General features: G+C 48.1%; 23 protein-coding genes. 17 read left to right on the top strand and 6 right to left on the bottom strand.

Annotated elements, in window-relative coordinates; translation table 11 throughout:
- The first annotated feature begins 53 nt into the window (after positions 1-53).
- Positions 54-2,180, top strand: coding sequence for a DNA topoisomerase III (locus KNO71_RS00875; RefSeq protein ID WP_214684063.1), 2,127 nt, complete (start codon positions 54-56; stop codon positions 2,178-2,180).
- Positions 2,181-2,194: 14 nt separating this feature from the next.
- On the opposite strand, the gene ytzI is transcribed toward KNO71_RS00875, so the two are convergent.
- Entirely contained in the window at positions 2,195-2,386 is a 192-nt protein-coding gene (gene ytzI / locus KNO71_RS00870) for a YtzI protein (protein ID WP_078147072.1), read from the bottom strand.
- Positions 2,387-2,530: 144 nt separating this feature from the next.
- Between ytzI and KNO71_RS00865 the strand changes: the two genes are divergently transcribed.
- Positions 2,531-3,643 (top strand): PP2C family protein-serine/threonine phosphatase, encoded by a 1,113-nt coding sequence (locus KNO71_RS00865; protein ID WP_074036772.1) that lies wholly within the window; start codon positions 2,531-2,533, stop codon positions 3,641-3,643.
- 37 nt (positions 3,644-3,680) lie between these two features.
- Here the strand turns inward: KNO71_RS00865 and KNO71_RS00860 are convergent, their stop codons facing one another.
- Complete coding sequence (locus KNO71_RS00860) at positions 3,681-4,616, bottom strand: magnesium transporter CorA family protein (protein ID WP_078147071.1); 936 nt, start codon at positions 4,614-4,616, stop codon at positions 3,681-3,683.
- 156 nt (positions 4,617-4,772) lie between these two features.
- Here KNO71_RS00860 and KNO71_RS00855 point away from each other — a divergent pair, with 156 nt between their 5' ends.
- Entirely contained in the window at positions 4,773-5,135 is a 363-nt protein-coding gene (locus KNO71_RS00855; RefSeq protein ID WP_240499878.1) for an Hpt domain-containing protein, read from the top strand.
- A gap of 35 nt (positions 5,136-5,170) precedes the next feature.
- On the opposite strand, the gene KNO71_RS00850 is transcribed toward KNO71_RS00855, so the two are convergent.
- Positions 5,171-6,052, bottom strand: coding sequence for a chemotaxis protein CheV (locus KNO71_RS00850; RefSeq protein ID WP_078147069.1), 882 nt, complete (start codon positions 6,050-6,052; stop codon positions 5,171-5,173).
- Positions 6,053-6,274: 222 nt separating this feature from the next.
- Here KNO71_RS00850 and KNO71_RS00845 point away from each other — a divergent pair, with 222 nt between their 5' ends.
- From KNO71_RS00845 to KNO71_RS00805, 9 genes are all read left to right on the top strand, one after another.
- The gene (locus KNO71_RS00845; protein ID WP_078147068.1) at positions 6,275-7,711 is read left to right on the top strand and encodes an NADP-dependent glyceraldehyde-3-phosphate dehydrogenase; all 1,437 of its coding nucleotides are present in this window, start codon (positions 6,275-6,277) and stop codon (positions 7,709-7,711) included.
- A gap of 108 nt (positions 7,712-7,819) precedes the next feature.
- A complete protein-coding gene (locus KNO71_RS00840) occupies positions 7,820-8,794 on the top strand; it encodes an MBL fold metallo-hydrolase (protein ID WP_031423403.1) in 975 nt (324 codons plus the stop codon).
- The gene (locus tag KNO71_RS00835) at positions 8,791-9,534 is read left to right on the top strand and encodes an SDR family NAD(P)-dependent oxidoreductase (protein WP_214684065.1); all 744 of its coding nucleotides are present in this window, start codon (positions 8,791-8,793) and stop codon (positions 9,532-9,534) included. The genes KNO71_RS00840 and KNO71_RS00835 overlap by 4 nt, the downstream gene beginning before the upstream one ends.
- 14 nt (positions 9,535-9,548) lie before the next feature.
- Positions 9,549-10,724 (top strand): ABC transporter substrate-binding protein, encoded by a 1,176-nt coding sequence (locus tag KNO71_RS00830; RefSeq protein WP_214684066.1) that lies wholly within the window; start codon positions 9,549-9,551, stop codon positions 10,722-10,724.
- Positions 10,711-11,484 carry an ABC transporter permease subunit gene (locus KNO71_RS00825; RefSeq protein WP_214684068.1) on the top strand — a complete coding sequence of 258 codons (774 nt, stop codon included), beginning with the start codon at positions 10,711-10,713 and terminating at the stop codon, positions 11,482-11,484. The genes KNO71_RS00830 and KNO71_RS00825 overlap by 14 nt, the downstream gene beginning before the upstream one ends.
- The gene (locus KNO71_RS00820) at positions 11,481-12,188 is read left to right on the top strand and encodes an ABC transporter permease subunit (protein ID WP_214684070.1); all 708 of its coding nucleotides are present in this window, start codon (positions 11,481-11,483) and stop codon (positions 12,186-12,188) included. Before KNO71_RS00825 ends, KNO71_RS00820 begins: the two co-directional genes overlap by 4 nt.
- Complete coding sequence (locus KNO71_RS00815; RefSeq protein WP_214684072.1) at positions 12,185-13,072, top strand: ABC transporter ATP-binding protein; 888 nt, start codon at positions 12,185-12,187, stop codon at positions 13,070-13,072. The genes KNO71_RS00820 and KNO71_RS00815 overlap by 4 nt, the downstream gene beginning before the upstream one ends.
- A complete protein-coding gene (locus tag KNO71_RS00810) occupies positions 13,065-13,646 on the top strand; it encodes a CDP-alcohol phosphatidyltransferase family protein (protein WP_214684074.1) in 582 nt (193 codons plus the stop codon). Before KNO71_RS00815 ends, KNO71_RS00810 begins: the two co-directional genes overlap by 8 nt.
- The gene (locus tag KNO71_RS00805) at positions 13,643-14,569 is read left to right on the top strand and encodes an NAD(P)/FAD-dependent oxidoreductase (protein ID WP_214684075.1); all 927 of its coding nucleotides are present in this window, start codon (positions 13,643-13,645) and stop codon (positions 14,567-14,569) included. Before KNO71_RS00810 ends, KNO71_RS00805 begins: the two co-directional genes overlap by 4 nt.
- Before the next feature lie 16 nt (positions 14,570-14,585).
- Here KNO71_RS00805 and KNO71_RS00800 read toward each other — a convergent pair whose 3' ends face one another.
- A complete protein-coding gene (locus KNO71_RS00800) occupies positions 14,586-14,939 on the bottom strand; it encodes an outer membrane protein assembly factor BamD (protein WP_214684077.1) in 354 nt (117 codons plus the stop codon).
- A gap of 102 nt (positions 14,940-15,041) precedes the next feature.
- Positions 15,042-15,356: a thioredoxin family protein gene (locus tag KNO71_RS00795; RefSeq protein ID WP_074033245.1), complete on the bottom strand. Its 315-nt coding sequence runs from the start codon at positions 15,354-15,356 to the stop codon at positions 15,042-15,044.
- Between the two features lie 123 nt (positions 15,357-15,479).
- Here KNO71_RS00795 and KNO71_RS00790 point away from each other — a divergent pair, with 123 nt between their 5' ends.
- Complete coding sequence (locus KNO71_RS00790) at positions 15,480-16,028, top strand: PadR family transcriptional regulator (protein WP_082131999.1); 549 nt, start codon at positions 15,480-15,482, stop codon at positions 16,026-16,028.
- Positions 16,029-16,033: 5 nt separating this feature from the next.
- On the opposite strand, the gene KNO71_RS00785 is transcribed toward KNO71_RS00790, so the two are convergent.
- Positions 16,034-16,864 (bottom strand): aldo/keto reductase, encoded by an 831-nt coding sequence (locus KNO71_RS00785; RefSeq protein WP_214686913.1) that lies wholly within the window; start codon positions 16,862-16,864, stop codon positions 16,034-16,036.
- 72 nt (positions 16,865-16,936) lie between these two features.
- Here KNO71_RS00785 and KNO71_RS00780 point away from each other — a divergent pair, with 72 nt between their 5' ends.
- The 4 genes from KNO71_RS00780 to deoB all read left to right on the top strand — a co-directional run bounded on the left by KNO71_RS00780 (position 16,937) and on the right by deoB (position 20,392).
- Positions 16,937-17,467 (top strand): NUDIX hydrolase, encoded by a 531-nt coding sequence (locus KNO71_RS00780; protein ID WP_214686911.1) that lies wholly within the window; start codon positions 16,937-16,939, stop codon positions 17,465-17,467.
- A gap of 112 nt (positions 17,468-17,579) precedes the next feature.
- The gene (gene fur / locus KNO71_RS00775) at positions 17,580-18,059 is read left to right on the top strand and encodes a ferric iron uptake transcriptional regulator (protein ID WP_012726507.1); all 480 of its coding nucleotides are present in this window, start codon (positions 17,580-17,582) and stop codon (positions 18,057-18,059) included.
- A 258-nt stretch (positions 18,060-18,317) separates the two neighbouring features.
- Positions 18,318-19,202 (top strand): site-specific tyrosine recombinase XerD, encoded by an 885-nt coding sequence (xerD, locus tag KNO71_RS00770; protein ID WP_214686909.1) that lies wholly within the window; start codon positions 18,318-18,320, stop codon positions 19,200-19,202.
- A gap of 23 nt (positions 19,203-19,225) precedes the next feature.
- Positions 19,226-20,392: a phosphopentomutase gene (deoB, locus tag KNO71_RS00765; RefSeq protein WP_214686907.1), complete on the top strand. Its 1,167-nt coding sequence runs from the start codon at positions 19,226-19,228 to the stop codon at positions 20,390-20,392.
- The last annotated feature ends 2 nt before the right edge of the window (positions 20,393-20,394 follow it).

Genomic DNA, 20,394 nt, shown 5'->3' with positions numbered 1-20,394 from the left:
TAGGCAATCATGTACGTCTTGCCATTATGTAGAAGGCGAAGTAAGGAGTTCTTATGAGACTAATCATTGCGGAAAAGCCATCACAAGCTCAAAAGTTGGCTGCTCCCTATCCATCTAAAAAGCGAAAAGACGAGATTGAAATCTCACCTTGTCCCCGTTTCCCTGAGGGGGCGATTGTCGTATGGGCCGTCGGTCACCTTTGTGAACTTCAAGAACCGTCGCACTATCGTCCGGAATGGAAGTCATGGAAGTACGAGGCGCTTCCAATCGTCCCAGAACGATTTGATTATCGTATTTCAAAAGGGAAGTCGAAACCGTTCTATGCCATCAAAAAATGGCTCCATGACCGCTCGATTACCGATGTCATCATCGCATCAGATGCCGAACGGGAAGGAGAAGCGATCGTTCGTCTGATCCTCCGACTCGCAGGTAACAAAAAACCACTTGCTCGACTATGGATTTCGAGTCTGACGGAGCAAGCAGTCGATCGAGGATTCTCGCAACTGTTGCCAGGTGAACAGACGATTCCATACTACCATGAGGCGATGAGTCGCGCCTGTGCGGACTGGCTCGTTGGGATGAACGCCTCACGTGCCTATACGACATTGTTGAAGACGATTGGGATTGAAGACGTCTTCTCGCTCGGTCGTGTACAAACCCCGACGCTTGCCTTAATCGTCAATCGCGAACGAGAAATTAAACAATTCGTACCAGAACCATACTTTGAGGTCGAGGCGACACTTGCAAAAGGTCGAGGCACGTTCAAAGCGAAGTATACGTTTGGAAAGACAACGAAGCTCAAAACGCGTGAGGAAGCCGATGCGGTCGTCAAACGGGCATCTGGAACTGCGATTGTGAAGACAATCGACAAAGAAGAAAAAATCGAGCAACCGCCATTTTGGTTCAGTCTATCCGGACTTCAGGCAGAGGCAGGGAAACGATTCGGATTCGGGGCGAAAAAGACACTTGATATCGCTCAAAAGTTATATACGAAAGGGTGGATTAGTTACCCGCGGACCGATTCGGGATTTGTCACACCCGATGAGGCGACGTTATTTCCACAGACAAAGGCAAGACTGCTAAAGTCTGAAGCCTATGCCGGACTTCGTGACCTATTGACTGAGGACCCGTCGAAAAATCGACGCTATGTCAATGCCAAGAAAGTCAGTGACCACTACGCAATCATCCCGACGGAGGCATGTGGTGACGTCACTCGACTCGGTGGGGATGAGGCGAAACTGTATGATTTGATCAATCGACGCTTCCTTGCGGCCTTTGCTCCCGCAGCGATGCTCGAGAAGACAACGGTTGATTTGATTGATGGAAGCGACTTGTATCGAGCAAAAGGAACCGTCGTTGTGAGTCCTGGCTATCGACAAGTCGTTGAGATGAAATCAAAAGATGTCGAGCTTCCGGCGATGATGGTCGGTGAAGAATTAAAAGAGAAGAAAGTTGAAGTGTTGTCGAAACAGACAGAGCCACCGAAGCGATATACGGAGGGCGCGCTCATTATGGCGATGAAAGTCGCCGGGAAACAACTCGATGACGAAGAGCTGATTCATATCATGAAAGAAGTAGAGGGTCTTGGGACCGAGGCGACACGTGCCAACATCATCGATGGATTGAAAAAGCGAGGCTATGTCCAACTTCAGAAAAAAGAGCTCGTTCCTACAGACAAAGGGCGCCTGTTGATCGATGTCCTCGGAGACAGTATTTTGGCCTCGCCCGTCATGACAGCGAAATGGGAGAAACGTCTCCATGAAATCGGTCAAGCATCGGCCTCCGCTGCTGAATTTATTGAACAAGCGAAGAAGATGTCCGTTCATTTGGTCGAAGAAGCGAAATCGCGAGTAGAAGCGGCTAATCCTGAGGGCTATACGATTGAAGCGAAGCGTTATGGAAAGAAAGGAACGACTCGACCGAAGGCATCATTTGGTATCTGTCCGAATTGTGGAAAAGGGCTCGTCGAACATCCGAAGTTCATCGGCTGTAGTGGATATCGTGAAGGATGTCGCTTCACCGTATCCAAACAGGTGCTCGGCGTCGGACTCGTCAAAGATGAGTTGAAGCAAATGATCAATGGAGGGCAATCGAACGTCCATACGTTCAAAAAAGGAGACAAGACGTTCAATGCCTCATTGTATTTAGAGAAGGGTACACTCCGATTTGAATTCAAATAAAAAAGGGTCGCGCATTAGAGCGGCCCTTCTTTCTTGTCAGTCTTGTCTCTTTTCTTGTCGTCTTCAATGCGACGATTGATTTCGTCATAGTCGAGGACGATGTCATCTTTATTGTCTTTATAGGCGTATCCTTTTTGGATGACGACGATGGATGCGATGAGGACGAGTAAGATGATTAAACCGCTGACGGCAAATATCCAGGCCATATGAACCCCTCACTTTCTTTCTTCAGTATGCCAAACAATGGACAGGTTCTTCAACTAGAATGAACAGACGGTTATGTCGTGTGTGAATGAAAAGATATGGTACAATACGATATAGATTAATACGTAAAGAAGGAAGGGATAGTCATGGCGATTTTGATTGTGGACGATGAACCGGTCAATACGCTCGTACTCGAGCAACTGCTTCACCAGCACGACTATGAGACGGTATCGGTCTCGAGCGGGGAAGAAGCGCTCGACTTACTGATGGCCCCACAAGCTGCATCGCTGTATGATCTCGTCCTGTTGGATGTCGAAATGCCTGGAATTTCAGGAATCGAGACGTGCAAGCGGATTCGGCAGATGGCTGACTTTGAAGAGTTGCCGGTCATCATGGTATCCGGACGAACGGAAGAGAAGCAAATTGCCGAGGGGCTCGACGCGGAGGCGTCAGATTACACGACCAAACCGATCAAAATAACAGAATTACTTGCAAGAATCCGTTCTGCTCTCCGTTATAAGGCGGCTGTTGATGAACGGAAAATTTATGAGGCCCGTCTTCAGTATGATTTGGACCTCGCCCAGAAGATTCAACAAAGCGCGCTTACGCCACCAATCAGTAATGAAGAGATTGATGTTCGGGCGCTCTATCTGCCTTCTAAAAAATTGGCTGGGGACATGTACGCATGGTTTCAGGTCGCTCCGGACCGATACGGGGTCATCATCTTTGATGTCATGGGACACGGGGTCTCATCGGCGCTCATCACGATGGGGATCCGTTCCATCCTACCGGGGCTTGTCGGGAACGTGCAGTACCCGGTAGACGTCATGACGGAGTTGAACCGTCAGATGACGTTCCTCTTCTCTGGTGACGATATGCACAGCTACTTCACGGCGGTCTATTGTTACATCGACACGACAAAGCGTCGAATCGAATATGTGAATGCAGGCCATCCCCCTGTGATCGTGACGTCAGAAGAAGGAAACTGTCGTCTTGAGACGACAGGGGTACCAGTCGGTATGTTCGAGGAACCGAATTATGAGTCGAAAGAGATTGACATCACACCGAATATGACGCTTCACATGTATACGGATGGACTCATGGAGTGTTACAGCAAAGATATCGATGATGGGATTCGCTGGCTAGAGAAGGACGTTTCCACATACGGTTTGGACTATAGTCGTCACGTCGCTGAACAGCTTGTGCCAAAGATTGAGATTGAAGACGACCTGTGTCTCGTCACGGTCAAAATCACATGAAGAGAGCCTGACGCAACGTGCGTCAGGCTCTTTTTTGCTAGAAATATCGCTTTCGCCAAAGGATATAGAAGGCGAGACCGGAAAATCCAATCATCATCGTGATGGCCATGATGAATCCGAACGGTTGTCCTTCCCATGGAACTTGAACGTTCATCCCGAAAATTCCAGATATCATTGTCGGGATACTGAGGACAATCGTGATGGATGCCAAGAATTTCATGACGAAGTTGACGTTGTTCGAAATGATGGATCCGAATGCTTCCATCTTGATGCTGATGATGTCGTTATAAATCGATGCCATTTCCATCGCTTGACGGTGTTCGACAAAAACGTCTTCGAGTAGTTCTTCGTCCTCTTCATGCTTCTCCAAACTCGGTGTCTTGACGATGCGGTCTAAGACGCTATCGTTCGCTTTTAAAGAGGTCATGAAGTAGACGAGAGATTTTTGAAGGTTCATCAACTGGAAAATCTCTTGGTTTCGCATCGAACGCTGCAACTCTTGCTCGAGTTCGTCCATTCTTCGGTCGATTTGGCGCAAGAAACGCAAATACGTCATACTCACCCGATGTAAAATCTGAAAGACGAAGCGACTTCGGTAGTTCGTTCGGAACAGTCTTGCCTTTCCGTTAGCGAACAAATTCAACACGTCGAGATCTCGCGAGCAGACGGTGATGAAATGTCGTCCGGTCACGATGATACCGAGCGGGATGGTATTATACGTGCGACCTGTATCATCTTCCTCCACATACGGAACGTCGATGATCATGAGAAGTCCTTCATCATCTTTTTCAAAACGTGGTTTCTCTTCAATATCAAGTGGGTCATATACAAAGTCTTCTGGAATGCCGGACGCCTCGATGACTTGATCGGCCTCATCTTTTGTCGGATTCACGAGTTGAATCCAGCTTCCTTTATCAAAGTCTTCGATTTCACCCACATGGCCTGATGCGTCAGTACGGTAAATCGTCAGCATGCATCTTCCTCCTACCTTAACTCAATCTTATTATAGGTAGCCAAAATGAAGAGTGCAATCCAAAGCAGGAGATTTTTTGTTTTCTCCCGAAAACGTGTTACAGTGAGTATGAACGATTGGAATATCGTTTATTGAGGAGGGGTTACATTGACTAGAATGCCCGAAGACGCTCTGTTCAATGAAGAAAAACTAGCAGAGCTCCACCAAATCGCAAACGGAAACATGGATTTTTTAAATAAAATTGCAACCACATATATCCAGCAGTTGGAGGCGAAGTATCCTGAACTGCAATCGGCAGTCGAGGCGAAAGACTATTCTCGTGTCGAGCAACTCGCCCATTTATTAAAAGGGGCCTCCTATTCAGTTGGTCTAGAACAGACGGCCCTTCTTTTCCACGACCTCGAAGTGGCTGGAGAAAACGCACATCTAGACGGAGCGAACGAAACGTTGGCAACCATCGAATCGCATAGTAAGCGATTTTTAAGCGAGTGGAATACGCATTTCGAACAATTCACATAAAAAAGTTTGCGACCGAGATGTCGCAAACTTTTTTATTATCCTACAAATTCATCAAGCGTCGCAATCAACATTCCGATTTCCGGTTTCGTGATTTGAGCGTTCGCACCGACGGCTTCCCCTTTATGTTTCAAGTCATCCGAGATGAGTGACGAGAAGATGATGATTGGAAGCGTTGCATAGCGGTCCATCTCACGGAGGCGCTTCGTCAAATGAAGTCCATCCATCTGTGGCATCTCAATGTCGGTGATGAGGAGGTCGCATTCGACGTCTTCTTGTTCAAACGCATCGAGTGCCTCTTTCCCGTTATTGAAGACTGTTGTATTGAAGTATCCCGCGTCATCCAACGTGTCGAGAATCAGTGTGCGGAGCATCTCTGAATCTTCAGCAATCCAAATATTCTTGTTCGAGCGCTCACGAGCACCGAGTCGCTTCACAGATTCGCGAGCCATGATGTCTTTACGTGACAATTCGAGCGCGATTCGCTCGTAGTCGAGCAAGATGATCATCTGGTCACCTGTTTTGACAACACCGTTCGTGATGCCTTGAACGCCACGTGCGAGATCGGACGGCGTGTCAATCTGCTCCCAAGAGATGCGTTTAATCTCGGTTACCTGGTCGACCCGAAGAACCGACTTCTCACCGTTGAACTCGCAGACAATCAAACGATCATCACTTCCGACTTCACGTGGATGGCTGATGACCATCGGAAGATCGATCACGGTCATGACCTCACCGCGCAACTCGATTAACCCCATGATGGCTTCCGGTGTACCTGGGAGTGGCGTCAATGGAAGCATCGTGATAATTTCACGTACTTTCATGACATTGATGCCGAACAAGAACGGTCCAGCTTGGAAAATCACGATTTCAAGTTCGTTCGTTCCTGCTTCAAGTAAAATATTATGATCAGTGCTCAATGGTAGTCCCTCCTATTTCACGTACTCTCATCTTTACTATCGGTATCCGATCGATAAATCTACAGTAAAAATAGTGTCAACTCTCATCAGAATTCACAAAAAGTTTCATAGTAACCGTTTACATCTCATAAACTGAATCGTTATAGTTGTCCAATGGAAAAAAATCTGCATACAATGGGGTTGGCAACGAGATATTACAGCTTACTCAGGAGGCAGATAGAGATGTTGAGTATGAACACATATCCATATTTATTGAATGGTCAATGGCAGGAATCTTCAAGCAACGAAACGATTGAACTCGTTTCACCATATAAAGACGAAGTCGTAGGTCGCGTTCAAGCGATGTCACGCGATGAAGTCGATGAAGCCATCCATGGCGCAAAACGTGCACAACAAGAATGGGCGGCGCTTCCGGTCAACAAGCGCGCTGAATTGTTGTACGCATGGGCAGAAAAACTCGAAGAACGCGTGGATGAGATTGGTCAAATCATCATGCAAGAAGTCGGGAAAAACTTGAACGACGCGAAGAAGGAAGTCGTGCGGACGGCGGAAATCATTCGTTATACGGCAGAAGAAGGAATTCGCTTCAATGGCGGCTTCATGCAAGGCGATTCATTCCCAGGTGGCTCGAAAAACAAGATGGCCATCATCAAGAAAGAAGCGCTCGGTGTCGTCCTCGCGATTTCACCGTTCAACTACCCGGTAAACTTGGCAGCTGCTAAGATTGCGCCGGCGCTCGTCACAGGAAATGCGGTAGTCTTCAAACCAGCAACGCAAGGTGCAATCAGTGGGATCAAGATGGTCGAGGCTCTTCACGATGCCGGTCTTCCAAAAGGTCTGTTGAACCTCGTGACAGGTCGCGGTTCGGTCATCGGTGACTACTTGACATCACATCCAGGGATCGACATGATCACGTTCACAGGTGGAACGGGTACGGGTCAACATTTGTCACAACAAGCGTCGATGGTACCGGTCGTACTCGAACTCGGCGGGAAAGACCCAGCCCTCGTTTTAGAGGATGCAGACTTGACGTTAGCAGCTGACCAAATTGTCAGCGGAGCGTTCTCATATTCAGGTCAACGTTGTACAGCAATCAAGCGCGTCTTCGTCCTTGAAAATCAAGCGGATGAGCTCGTCGATATGTTGAGAGAACGTGTCGCAAAACTTTCAGTCGGTTCACCGGAAGAGAACAGCTTCATCGTTCCTTTAGTTGATGCGAAGACGACGGATTATGTACAGGGTTTGATTGACGACGCCGTCAATAAAAAGGCAACGGTCGTTTACGGTAATAAGCGTGAAGGAAACTTGCTTCACCCGACATTGCTTGATCATGTGACGACAGATATGCGTGTCGCATGGGAAGAACCATTCGGACCGGTCCTCCCGGTCATCCGTGTGAAATCACTCGACGAGATGATCACACTCACGAATGAATCGGAGTTTGGTCTTCAGGCGAGCGTCTTCACACAAAACGTCAATAGCGCCTTCACGGTCGCTGATAAGTTAGAAGTCGGTACGGTCCAAGTGAACGGACGGACAGAACGCGGTCCAGACCACTTCCCATTCATCGGTGTCAAGCAATCGGGACTCGGCGTTCAAGGAATCGGACGTAGCCTTGAGACGATGACACGTGATAAAGTGACGGTCATCAACCTATAATATGAATCATTCATGAGGGAGAGACATCTCCCTCTTTTTTGTTTGATTGAAAACGCATCTTTCAGACGGGTATAATGGAGAAAGACAGGAAGAAGGGGTGGTGATGACGTGGCGGACTGGATTTCTAGCCAACTGGCAAGACTCGATATCCCGACACCGTTCGAAGTCGGGAACGTGAACGTATATATTGTTGAACATATGAACCGCTTCTTCATGGTCGATTGTGGACCAGACACAGAAGAGGCGTGGACCTCGTTGAACCGTCAACTTGAAGAGCTTGAACTCTCGTTGGCGGATATCGACTTTTTATTTTTGACACATCATCATGCTGATCATGCCGGACAAGCATGGCGTCTTCGCGACGCATCCATCCCCGTGTACGGGCATGAAAAGCTCGTTCGATACTTAGAGCAAACCCCAAACTTTTTGAAGCGTGGTAATCACTTTTTACATGAATTGGCCGTCTCGTTCGGGGCCCCGGCTCCACTCGTGGAAAAATTACCAGACTATCGCGAAGCGCTTCGCTGGATTGGTCCGACGACTGTCACGATGACGTTCGGGGACGGGCAAGCATTGACCTCGGATGGGGCGTGGCAGACAATCCATTTACCTGGACACGCCAGTGACCAGCTCGGGTTGATTGGTCCCGGAGGAGTCTTGATTGCCGGAGATCACCTCATCGATAAGGTCGAACCAAATCCGCTCATCGAACAGCCGTATGATGACGAAGGATTTGCATCACCCGTCATTCTCTATATCGATTCGCTTAAAAAATTACGTGGGATTGATTTAAAGCTCGTCGTCAGTGGACACGGTGAACCGATTCACCATCCGAATGATTTAATCGAGAGTCGAATTCGCCAACGGTATGAGCGCAGTGAACAATTGCTTGCCGAATGGGAAGATGGACTTAGCGTTTTTGATTGGTCAATGAAGTTATATGGACGAAAGATGCGACGTGGGATGCCGCTCGTCTTCAGTGAAGTGTTTGCACGACTCAGTTTACTCGAGGAACGTGGCGACATCGAGAGACGTCGAGATGATCAAAAATGGATTTATACGAAGAAAGAAGTGATGTCGTGAAAAGAGTAGTCATTACTGGTGCGTCAAGCGGGCTCGGTGCCGCATTGGCGCATTCTTTTTATGAATATGGATACAACGTATTGTTGATTGGAAGAAATGAAGAACGGTTAAAAAAGATTGCCGCAACATGTGAAGGGGATTGGATGTGCGCGGATGTCGCAAAGTCAACCGCTCTCGTTCATGATGTGAGCGAACGGTTCGGGAAATTTGACGTATGGGTCAACAATGCAGGCATGGCCGAATTTGATTTTGTGACCAATCAGTCGACGGATGTGATAGAAGAAACGATGCGTGTGAACGCTCTCGCACCGATGCTGTTATCGCGAGATGTCGCCCGAGTGATGGAGCGAGAGGGTATCATCGTCAACATCTGTTCACAGGCTGCGAAAGTACCGACACCTAAGTCAGCCGTCTACGCAGGGTCAAAGGCGGCACTTTTACAGTTTTCGAACGCGCTCAGGCTAGAGTTGAAGCCCCGTGGCATTCACGTCATGACGGTCAATCCAGGACCGATTGCAACGCCGTTCTTTAATCGAGCTGATAAAAGTGGTACATATGCTGAAAGTGTTCAAAGGATCATGCTTGACCCGAAACGATTGGCTGATGCGATTGTCAGAGGAAGTCGTAAGCGAAAACGCGAAATCAATGCGCCATGGTGGATGAACGTAGGGGCGAATGTGTATGCAATCTGTCCAACCATGTTCGAAATGCTCGCAAAAAGGGGATTTGAGAAAAAGTAAAAAGGGGGATTAAGATGAGGAAATGGAGAGTACTGCTCGCAACTGTCATGCTCACATTCGTGGCAGCGTGTGGGAGTGAACAGGCAGTTGAGTTTTCGGACTCGTTTGAAAAAGCAGCAACAACGGCAGAAGGGTCGACCGTCAACCTATATATGTGGGGTGGGGACGAGGGCATCAACAGCTACATCGATGACTACGTGGCACCTCGTCTCGAGGAATCTTACAATGTCGAATTGAACCGTGTCGCAATGGATACGGCAGAATTCATCCGACAATTATCACTCGATAAGAAAGCGGACAGACAAGTCGGGACGATTGATGCCGTCTGGATCAATGGCGACAATTTCCGAAATGCGAAAGAGGCAGGTCTTCTTCGAGACGGATTGATGGAGCGTGTCCCGAACGCCGATTTATTAAACGAAACGGCCCAACAATCAGATGCCGGCACCCCGACAGAGGACTTGGAGCTCGCATGGGGGAATGTACAATTCATCTTGCATTACGATGCAGCGAAAGTGGACAATCCTCCTCAATCGTTTGAGGAACTACGTCGCTGGACTGAAGACAATCCAGGTCGTTTCACGTATCCTGAAGTCACAGATTTCACGGGGAATGCCTTCGTCCGCCATCTATTATATGCACGATATGGTGACGAGTTGGACCAAAAAGCGACCATTGAGGATTCGTTCTGGGACGACTTGAAAGCGTGGTCTCCGAATTTGTGGAAAGACGGACAAACGTATCCAAAGACGCTCGAACAACTCGATCAGCTCTATGCATCAGGAGAAGTTTGGATGACGATGGGATTTAACGAACGCCGAGCCGAGGCGGAAGTGACGGAAGGAATCTTCCCGAAAGAGACACGCGCGCTCGTCCTCGATCACTCCATTGCCTCGACACACTTCTTAGCAGTCCCGTTCAATGCCCCGAATCCAGATGGGGCGCTCGTTCTTCTCCAAGAACTGTTGTCTCCTGAAGCACAGCTCGTCAAACAAGGACCAGACTATTGGGGAGATGGAACATCACTCGACTTAACGAAGCTTGACGTGAATGACCAACGCGCGTTTGAAGAACTAGGGGAGGGTGTCACGTACCCGGACTCGGAGCAATTGCTCGAACGTTCGATTCCGGATTATGGACCGAATGTGATTGACATCGTCCGTGAGGAGTGGCCGCGTGTTGCGAAGTAGTGTTGCGGTGACGATCATGGTATCCCTTCTCCCGCTCGCTGCCCTCGTCTTTCTCGGCATAGAGGCAACGGGAACGGATTGGGGCTCGCTTTTGACAGATGAGACGTGGCGCGATAGTTTCGTCACGACGCTTTATGTCGTTAGCGTGTCGACCATGTTATCGCTTGTAATCGGGACGTGGCTTGCAAGAACGGTCGTCCGAAAAAATTGGCGTTTCCAATCATCTGTACTCCGACTTCCGATGTTTGTTCCTCACATCGCTGCTGCATATCTGTTTTGGCTATTGTTCAGTGGGACGAACGGCATCGGATGGATTGAGGCGAACGAACGAGACTATGTCACGGTCATCCTGACCTACATATGGAAGGAGACGCCGTTCGTCTTTTTAATGATGCTCGAGACATATGAGCAATTGAATCGGGGTTACGTCGAGATGGCGAAGACGCTCCAACTCTCTCTGTTTGACCAGTTCAAACATGGGGAGTTGCCGTTTTTGATTAAACCATTGCTCGATTCGGCATGGATACTAATCGCCTTTATCTCGTTCGCATACGAGGTCCCGGCACTGCTCGGTGTGACATACCCGAAACTAATCGGTGTCCTCGCATACGAACGACTGTCGACGGGACTCTATTTGGAGGCGACAGAGCCTTATGCGGTCGCCCTCATGTGGACCTGTCTTGTCGGATTCGGTGTATTCCTATCTTACGTATTGACCGCATCCATACGAAGACGAATTGAACGTGGGGTGAGACGATGATTCGGCAAGGGCTTCTCATCTGTTTGACGTTCATCCCGTTTATCAGCCTCTTTTTCGTAGTCCCGACAATCGAAATCGAGAACAGCATGGCAATCGTTCATACGATCGGATTAATCGTGATTTTATCTGGAATCAACGTGTGGCTCGCGATGATGTGTGCGTGGTGGCTACTGTGGACAGATTCCAAATGGAAACATGTCATCGAATGGCTCGTCTTTTTACCATTGTTCATTCCGATGCTGGCCACATTGTTTGGCCTCTATCTGATCTTGGCGGAAGCTGGTCTGATTGGGACGTATGTCGGCGTCACCCTTGCCCTGCTAGTCGTGACGATTCCCTACTCAATCCGCCTCGCCTACAACGGAATGGCGGTCATCGGCCGACCACTTTTGGAACAAGCTCGGATTCTGCCATCGAGACGGCGAGTCATCTACGTGTTGTATCCGCTCTTTTCTAGATTGATGCGGACCATCGCGTTGTTCACGACCGTCATTTTGCTCAGTCAATTCGCGCTGATTCAGTTGATTGGTGCAGGATTGATTCCGACCGTGACGACAGAACTGTATCAATCTTATGCGGGAAACAATCGTGGTCTCGCTCTCTCGAACACATGGATGCTCATCCTATTCCCCGTTCTCCTCTATTTCCTGCTCTCAGGATGGGATCGGTATATGGTGCGTATGCTGAAAGGACGTCTTCAATGAGTTTGAATGTACAAAATCTATGGAAACAATTTGGAACGAAACAAATACTAAATGGGGTCGACTTCGAGGTTAAACCTCACGACATCCACGCAATCGTCGGTGTGAGTGGTTCAGGGAAATCGACGATTCTACGAATCATCGCAGGTCTTGAGTCGGCTGACAGCGGCGACGTGAAATGGAATCACCGTTCTTTAATCCATATCCCTGCGCATAAACGGCGCGTGACGATGCTATCGCAAACGGCATTATTGTTCCCACATTTGACAGTCGGAGAGAATGTCACGCTCGTGACCCGAGAACGTTCTCGTAAGCAGGCGGAACATTGGTTACGAGTCGTTCAACTCGGTGATCGATATGATGCCGAAATACACGAACTGTCTGGTGGCGAACAGCAACGGGTCAGTCTTGCCCGAGCTTTAGCGGCTGAACCAGAACTACTGTTGTTAGATGAACCCTTTACAAACCTTGATCCGAAACTCAAGCTCGACTTGCAACGTTTTATCCGGGATTTAGTGAAAGAACTCAACCTGACGGCGGTATTGGTCACTCATGATCGGGAAGAAGCGATGCTCATGGCAGACCAGGTGACGCTAATTGATGAAGGCAAGGTGACACGTACGGGGACGGTTGCGGAGTTATACGATACCGCCCCTGGATTCGGTGACTTTGTCATGCTCGATGGCAAACTTCGACCATTGTCCGAGGTGGAAATATCCGAAACGATTGGTGAACCGGTGCAATTGATGAAGAAAATTTATCGGTTCGGTCAGTGCTTTGGAGAATATCATTTCCAAGATGGAAAGTCGGTCATGTTACCGACGCATGAATGGTTCGTTATCGGAATGACATATCGAATCAAACGAAAGGAGGAATACCATGCTTGATACGTACGGGAGTCGTTACGTCCAACCTGTCATTGAACGGGGGGCGAATCGACTGATCAAATGGAACTTTACACCGAATGAAGTAACCATTTTAGGCGGAATCATAGGGGTTTCGACAGGAATCTTTATTTATAATGACATGCACTGGACGGCCGTAATCTTATTGTGGCTATCTGGTTTGTTTGATGTCTTGGATGGAACGATGGCACGAAAATCCAAAACGACTGGTTTTGGAACGGTGCTCGACCTCGTCTTAGACCGGTTCGTCGAATTATCGGTCGTGATTGCCCTCGCACTTCGCTATCCAGAATACATGCCAATCTTTCTCATATTGATTGGATCATTTGTCATTGCGATGACGCTATTTTTGGCTGTTGGTGCAAGTAGTTCAAGGCGATCAGAGAAGACATTTTATTATCAGCCTGGAATCATTGAACGAACGGAATGCTTCATCTTGTTCACATTGATGATTCTCTTCCCGAACTGGGTCGGCGGGATTGCACTCATCTTTTTAGTACTTGAAGTGATGACAATCACGCAACGATTCATCGAGGCGCGGAGAATTTTGCGATGAAACCAGTATTGATGTTGGCAGGACTCGGTCACGGACAGATTGAAATTTTGGACCGTCTTGATGAGATTCGAGGGTATTACGAAGTTCAATTCATCGGAGAACGTCAGACGGTGTATACAGGTGCCTTCCCACAAGTGATTGCCGGGCTCATGAACTCCGCGACAGTCCAATTGCCACGACTTGAACCGGTCGCAGAACGGGTTATCTCAATTGACCCTCATCAGCAAACCGTTCAAACGGAACAGGGCTTGTTTCACTACGATCAACTTGTGCTGGCGACTGGTGCAAAGAGTAGAGGCATTGGGACACCGCTTAAACCGATGTCACAAGCTTTACTTGACCGTATCGATTCGAGTTCGGTAGTGACGATTGTCGGTGGGGGCAAGGCCGGTGTAGAATTGGCGTTTACGTGCGCAATGACGAAAGACGTGACGCTGTATGCAAAAAGGATTTTGCCAGACGTGCCGCTCCATAGACAGAAACAAATTGAACGTCTTCTAGTGAAATCAGGCATTATGGTCGTTAAACAACGGCTTCAAGATGACGCATCGGAGGGGCTCCTGCTAGATGCGACTGGTGTTGTTCCTGTAGAATGGTGGGCTGAATCCGAGCTTGCAAAACCTGACAATTTTATAGCGACGGATGAATATTTACGTCATCATCAGTTTTCGAATATTTATGTAACAGGAGATATGGCATCCTGCTTAAATGGAGGTGTCGATGCTGTCAGGTCGGGGCGCTTTGTCGCCAAGCGCTTACTCAGTGAGACGAGTCAACCATTTCGAAGACGTCAATCGATGAATATACTATTGACGACACCAGGTCGTGCCTTGCTGACATTTGGACAGTTCACGTGGCATGGACGTCTTCCATATTATGTGAAGCGTTTCATTGACTCGCGATATGTTCGGCACTACAAGTAGTCGGAGGCCTAAAGCGTCATTCGCTTGGCAAATAGCCGATCACTTCGTTCGATTCCGATTCAACGAGCACTTGTGGAATCTCGACCGTGCGCTGTGAATCAGAAGGAAACGTGACTATCCAGGCCTGTGTTCCTTCAAAACGTGAATCAACTAATTCAAAACGATCGTCGACTGTGATGGATTGAATCGTGGCCTGTTTCCCGTCTTCATCGATCGGTAGCCAATCCATATTGTTTAGATATTCAATTGCACTATTTATGATGGCTTTCTCATCATCCGGTGGCATGGATGATAAGGAGGATGTTTGTGTGCAGCCGACTAACATGAAGATGGCGAAACAGAGTGCGGTAAAAAGGCTGGTTCGAATCATGATTATTCTCCTTTCTCGTTTGGTTATTTCTTACAGTATAGTTGTAGATGAGACAGGCATGTACAAAAAAATCCTGCAGCCGATAGGTCTGCAGGAATCAGGTCATGCTTGAATCGTATCGAGGAATGAACGAATTTGCATCTCCGTCTTGGCGTTTGCCGAGTGGAGGTGTTCTTGTTTTACCCCGTCTTTATAGTATAGAAGTGAAGGGATGCCGCGAACTTCTTGCGCATCAGATAGCTCTGGGAGTTCGTCGCGGTCGACGATGTGCCAGTTAAATTGTGGATAGTCCTTGACGAGCTCATCGACATACATGTCTAGACGTTTACAGTCCGGGCACCATGATGTAGTGAAGACCACCATTCCGTGATCTTTTGTGGCTTCGTCAAATTGTTGTGATGAATGAATCGGTTGCATAGACAACTCTCCTTTCTTCTATCTATTTTGTCGGGTTTTTAACGGGTCGTCAACAGATTGGCATTCTCGAAACCGTTTGAGAATGTGATACACTAATAAAAATAGCATGAGAAGGAAAAGGTGATGGATATGGCGTTACGTCACGCATTGCTCGGGTTATTGACCCATCAGCCTGCGACCGGGTATGCCTTGAACGCGACGTTCAAGGCACAGATGATTCATTTTTGGAACGCCCATCATACACAGATTTATCGGGAACTGTTAAAGATGGAAGAAGAAGCACTCGTTTCGGCGGAACATGTCTCACAACAGGAGTTGCCAGACAAAAAAATCTACTCCATCACGGATCAAGGACGTGAGGAGTTAATCAATTGGTTACGTCAACCAACGTCGTTCCAACCGAAAATGAAGGATGAAAACCTCCTGCGTGTCAGTCTGCTTCAATTGTTGCCGGTTGAAGAAGCGGTCCGATATATCGAAGAGACAAAGGCACACCATGAGCAGGTCGCACAACAGATTCGACTATTTCAAGAAGAACATCAATCGGACGAGGATACACTTGGCTATTTGCTGACGAGCGAGTATGCGATCCGAATGATGGAGAACTATGCCGGATGGGCGGATTGGGCGATCGAACAGATTCAAGCACGCAACGAAAAACACGTGACCTGAGCGGATCAGGTCACGTGTTTTGTGTATGGGTGAACCGGTAAACGAGCGAGTAAGCGATCAAGCACTTCATCATCGGTTTTGGTCTCAAATGAACGAATCGTTTCGTTCAATTGCTTGACTGAAGAGGCGCCTGGTAAGACGACGTCACAGAACCGTTTTGCAGCTTCGAGTGCATAGGCTTGAATCGGTGTCGGCATCATCGCCAATTCACTTGCGAGTTCCTCTTTTCGCCACGCCTCAAATCCCTTATCTCCAAGACGCGTCTCCCATTCATCCGTTAATAGGCCTTTGGCAAGAACCCCTCGGCCAACGATGGGGATCGAGACGTCGAGCGTCTCTGCCCGGCGGTCGAGTAGTGAATACGGCGTCATGAGAACATCGAGTGCACCGGATTTGACCCAATGGTTGATGACGTTCGGTCGAATCGACGAGAGTCCGATTTGTCGGATGAGACCGTCACGCTTTTGTTTTTGCGCCCATTCAATCGTTGCGTCGAGATTGTCCTCGAGCGTACCACCGTGAATATAATATAAATCTAGATAATCGGTTCGCAATCGCTCGAGCGATCCGTGTAACGCTTCCTCTAAGTACGACGGATTAGGATTCCAACGCATCCCGTCCTCAGTCAGTTCGTTTCCACCTTTACTCGCTAAAAAGAGCTGTTTTCGTTCCTGACCTAACGTTTCCCCGATTACGCGCTCGACAGCTCGTCGTGCATAGACATCTGCTGTATCGATATGGCGAATCCCCGATTGAATGGCCGTCTCTAGGATCTTCTTCGCCTCAATCTCCCCATGTTTCAAAATCGTCATCGTTCCGAGTCCGAGTTCACTCATATGGATTCCTCCTTGTTCGAAATGTTGGTTTGACTCATAATCAGAGTATATCGAAAAGTGAGGAGTAATCATATGGAAGAAAAAACGATTGAGCGGGAAGTCATCTATAAAGGCAAGATTTTCGATGTGGAAAAGCATGTCGTCTCCCTTCCGAATGGAAACACGTCTGTGCGAGAACTCGTCTATCACAATGGAGCTGTTGCCGTGCTCGTCATCGATGAATCGGACAAAATTGTCATGGTAGAGCAGTATCGAAAAGCGTTTGAATCGATGTCGCTTGAAATCCCAGCAGGCAAACTTGAAAAAGGGGAAGAACCGGTATCGAGTGCCGAACGTGAGTTGGCTGAAGAGACCGGATATACGGCGGAGTCGCTCGAAAAGATTTTTTCTTTCTACGGAGCCCCGGGTTTTTGCAGTGAGCGAGTCGATGTGTTTGTCGCGAAAGGATTATCAGCGGGCGAGATGAACCTTGACGAAGATGAGTTTTTAAATGTGAAACGATATTCATTTGATGAAGCCGTCGATTTACTGGACCGAGGCATCATTACCGACGCGAAGACAATCATGGCGATTCAATGGTGGCAATTGTCTAGATTAAAATAATTCTAATCTGAAATTTTATATGGTAAACTTACATAGTAATGATTTTAAATTGAAAATTGATTAAAACTTCGGTATGCTTTGTGTAGTGAACTATGTAAAGAGGGGGCGCCTTATGGAAACGCGAATTGAACGAATTAAACAGCAATTGAGCGCCAAAGGATATAAATTGACACCGCAACGTGAATCGACGGTTCGCATCTTACTTGAGAATGAGAGTGACCATTTGAGTGCCGAGAACGTCTTTATGCTCGTCAAGAGCATCGCACCAGAGATTGGACTCGCAACAGTTTATCGCACATTAGAATTATTGACAGAGCTCGGCGTGGTCGATAAAGTCAACTTCGGTGACGGAGTTGCACGCTTTGACTTACGTCCAGAAGGGGCGAACCATTCGCACCACCATCTCGTCTGTGTCGAATGCGGATCGGTCGAGGAAATCATGGAAGACTTGCTCGTCGATGTTGAGAAAAAAGTCGAGAGTAAATACGAATTTTTGATTAAAGACCATCGCTTGACGTTTCACGGCATCTGTAAAGTATGCCAAGCAAAAGGCGTCACACTCGAAGGTCATAAAGCAGTCATCAACGGTTAATGCAGAAAGGACAGACGACCCCAACAGGTCATCTGTCCTTTTTCAATGTGTGATAGATCGCTCATATATTTAAGTCGCTTGTAGTATATCGCTTTTCATTTGAACATGCCAGAAAAATAAGAATTCTGAGATGTATTTTCGACACGTAAACGTTCACAAAAAAGTGAATAAAAAATGAGGTCAGACATCTTCACAACGGTTTACATAAATGATATGCTGTAAGCGTATTCAGGTGAAACGAGGAAGGAGGAGGGTATGATGCGTTCGCATATCGAGTCATTTCTTCAGTACATGACGGTTGAAAAGCGGATGTCCGCCAACACGAGACAGGCGTATGCGAGCGATTTGACGCAATACGCATCGACCTTAAACCAGTTGGGCGTGGAAGATTGGAACGACGTGACACGTTCTCATATCGTAAAGCATATCGAAGAACTGTCACAGGCGGGACGTGCTTCGTCCTCTTTGAGACGAGCTGTCAGTTCAATCCGGATGTTCCATCATCATCTAAAAATGACGGGGGTCACGACAACCGATCCATCTCTGTATCTAGAGACACCGAAAGCAGAAAAGCAACTTCCGGATACTTGGTCGCAACAGGAAGTCGAGCGTCTCTTAGATAGCGTCCCGACATCCGACCCGCTCTCACTACGGGACCGTGCCATGCTGGAGTTGCTATACGGGACCGGAATGCGGGTCAGTGAACTTTTAGGTCTTGATTTGGATGATTTGCAGTTCGAATTGGGGTATCTACAATGTGAAGGGAAAGGCGAGCGCGCACGAATCATTCCGGTTTCGTCGGTCGCGCAAGGGTTTGTTGAGCGATATATTCAACAAGCTCGAAACGGGCTCGGCGGCAGAGAGACCGAAGCGCTCTTTTTAAACGGCCGAGGAGGACGGCTCAGTCGTCAAGGATTTTGGAAGATGATCAAACGACGTGCCAAGCTTGCCGGAATTGATAAGGAGATCACACCTCACGTTCTCCGTCATTCCTTTGCGACACACTTACTCGAGAACGGTGCAGACTTACGTGCCATTCAACAAATGCTCGGTCATGCGGATTTAGCGACGACGCAAGTGTATACACACGTCAATAAGTCGCGGCTACATGATGTGTATCGCAAGCATCACCCTCGTGCCTAGACATTGAAAAGGAGGAATTTTTTGTGAAGAAGTTTAAACGTATTTTTTTAGTGGTCATGGACTCGGTCGGGATCGGTGAAGCACCAGATGCTGAACAGTTCGGTGACAAAGGGGCGGATACGCTCGGACATATCGCTCGTGAACATAACGGATTGCACATGCCGAACATGGGGAAACTCGGACTCGCGAACATTAAACCGATTCAAGGAATCGACGTGTCGGAGACGCCGAGCGCGTATGGTCGTATGGAAGAAATCTCAGCTGGTAAGGATACGATGACGGGCCATTGGGAAATCATGGGGCTCCATATCGATACACCATTCCGCGTGTTTGAGGAGTTTCCAGACGATTTGATTCACCGTCTTGAAGAGTTCAGCGGACGTAAAATCATCGGAAACAAACCGGCGTCCGGAACAGAAATCTTGGACGAACTCGGTGAAGAGCATGTCAAGACGGGCGCCCTCATCGTTTATACATCTGCCGACTCGGTTCTTCAAATCGCAGCACACGAAGAGATTGTGCCGATTGATGAATTGTATCGCATCTGCGAATACGCACGTGAAATCACACGTGAAGACCCGTACATGCTCGGACGAATCATTGCTCGCCCGTTCCTTGGGACACCAGGAGCATGGGTACGTACGGCGAACCGTCACGACTACGCACTGAAACCATTCGGCAAGACCGTCATGAACACGCTCGAGGAAGCTGGGAAAGAAGTCATCGCATTAGGGAAGATCAGCGACATATACGATGGTGAAGGCGTGACAAAAGCGGTCCGCACGAAATCGAACATGGACGGCATGGACAAATTGGTCGAGTCGCTCGAGGAAGATTTCGAAGGACTCTGCTTCTTGAATTTAGTTGACTTCGACGCATTATTCGGTCATCGCCGTGACCCGGAAGGCTATGCGGTCGCGCTTGAAGAGTACGACGCTCGCCTACCGGAAGTGATGGAGCGTCTTCGTGAAGATGACCTACTCATCATCACGGCTGACCACGGAAATGATCCTGTTCATGCTGGGACAGACCACACGCGTGAATACGTTCCGCTCATCGTTCATCACAACGGAGCGAAGGCAGTCGATTTGGGTATTCGCGGAACATTCGCGGACATCGGGGCGACCGTCGCTGACAACTTTGACGTCGCGGCACCATCACACGGAAAGAGTTTCTTAAACGAAATTTGAGG

Origin of the sequence: Exiguobacterium sp. s163, from assembly GCF_018617135.1 — a bacterium.
Classification (GTDB): Bacteria; Bacillota; Bacilli; order Exiguobacteriales; family Exiguobacteriaceae; genus Exiguobacterium; species Exiguobacterium profundum.
Note: the sequence above shows the minus strand (reverse complement) of the source record. Positions and strands in the feature narration are given on the sequence as shown.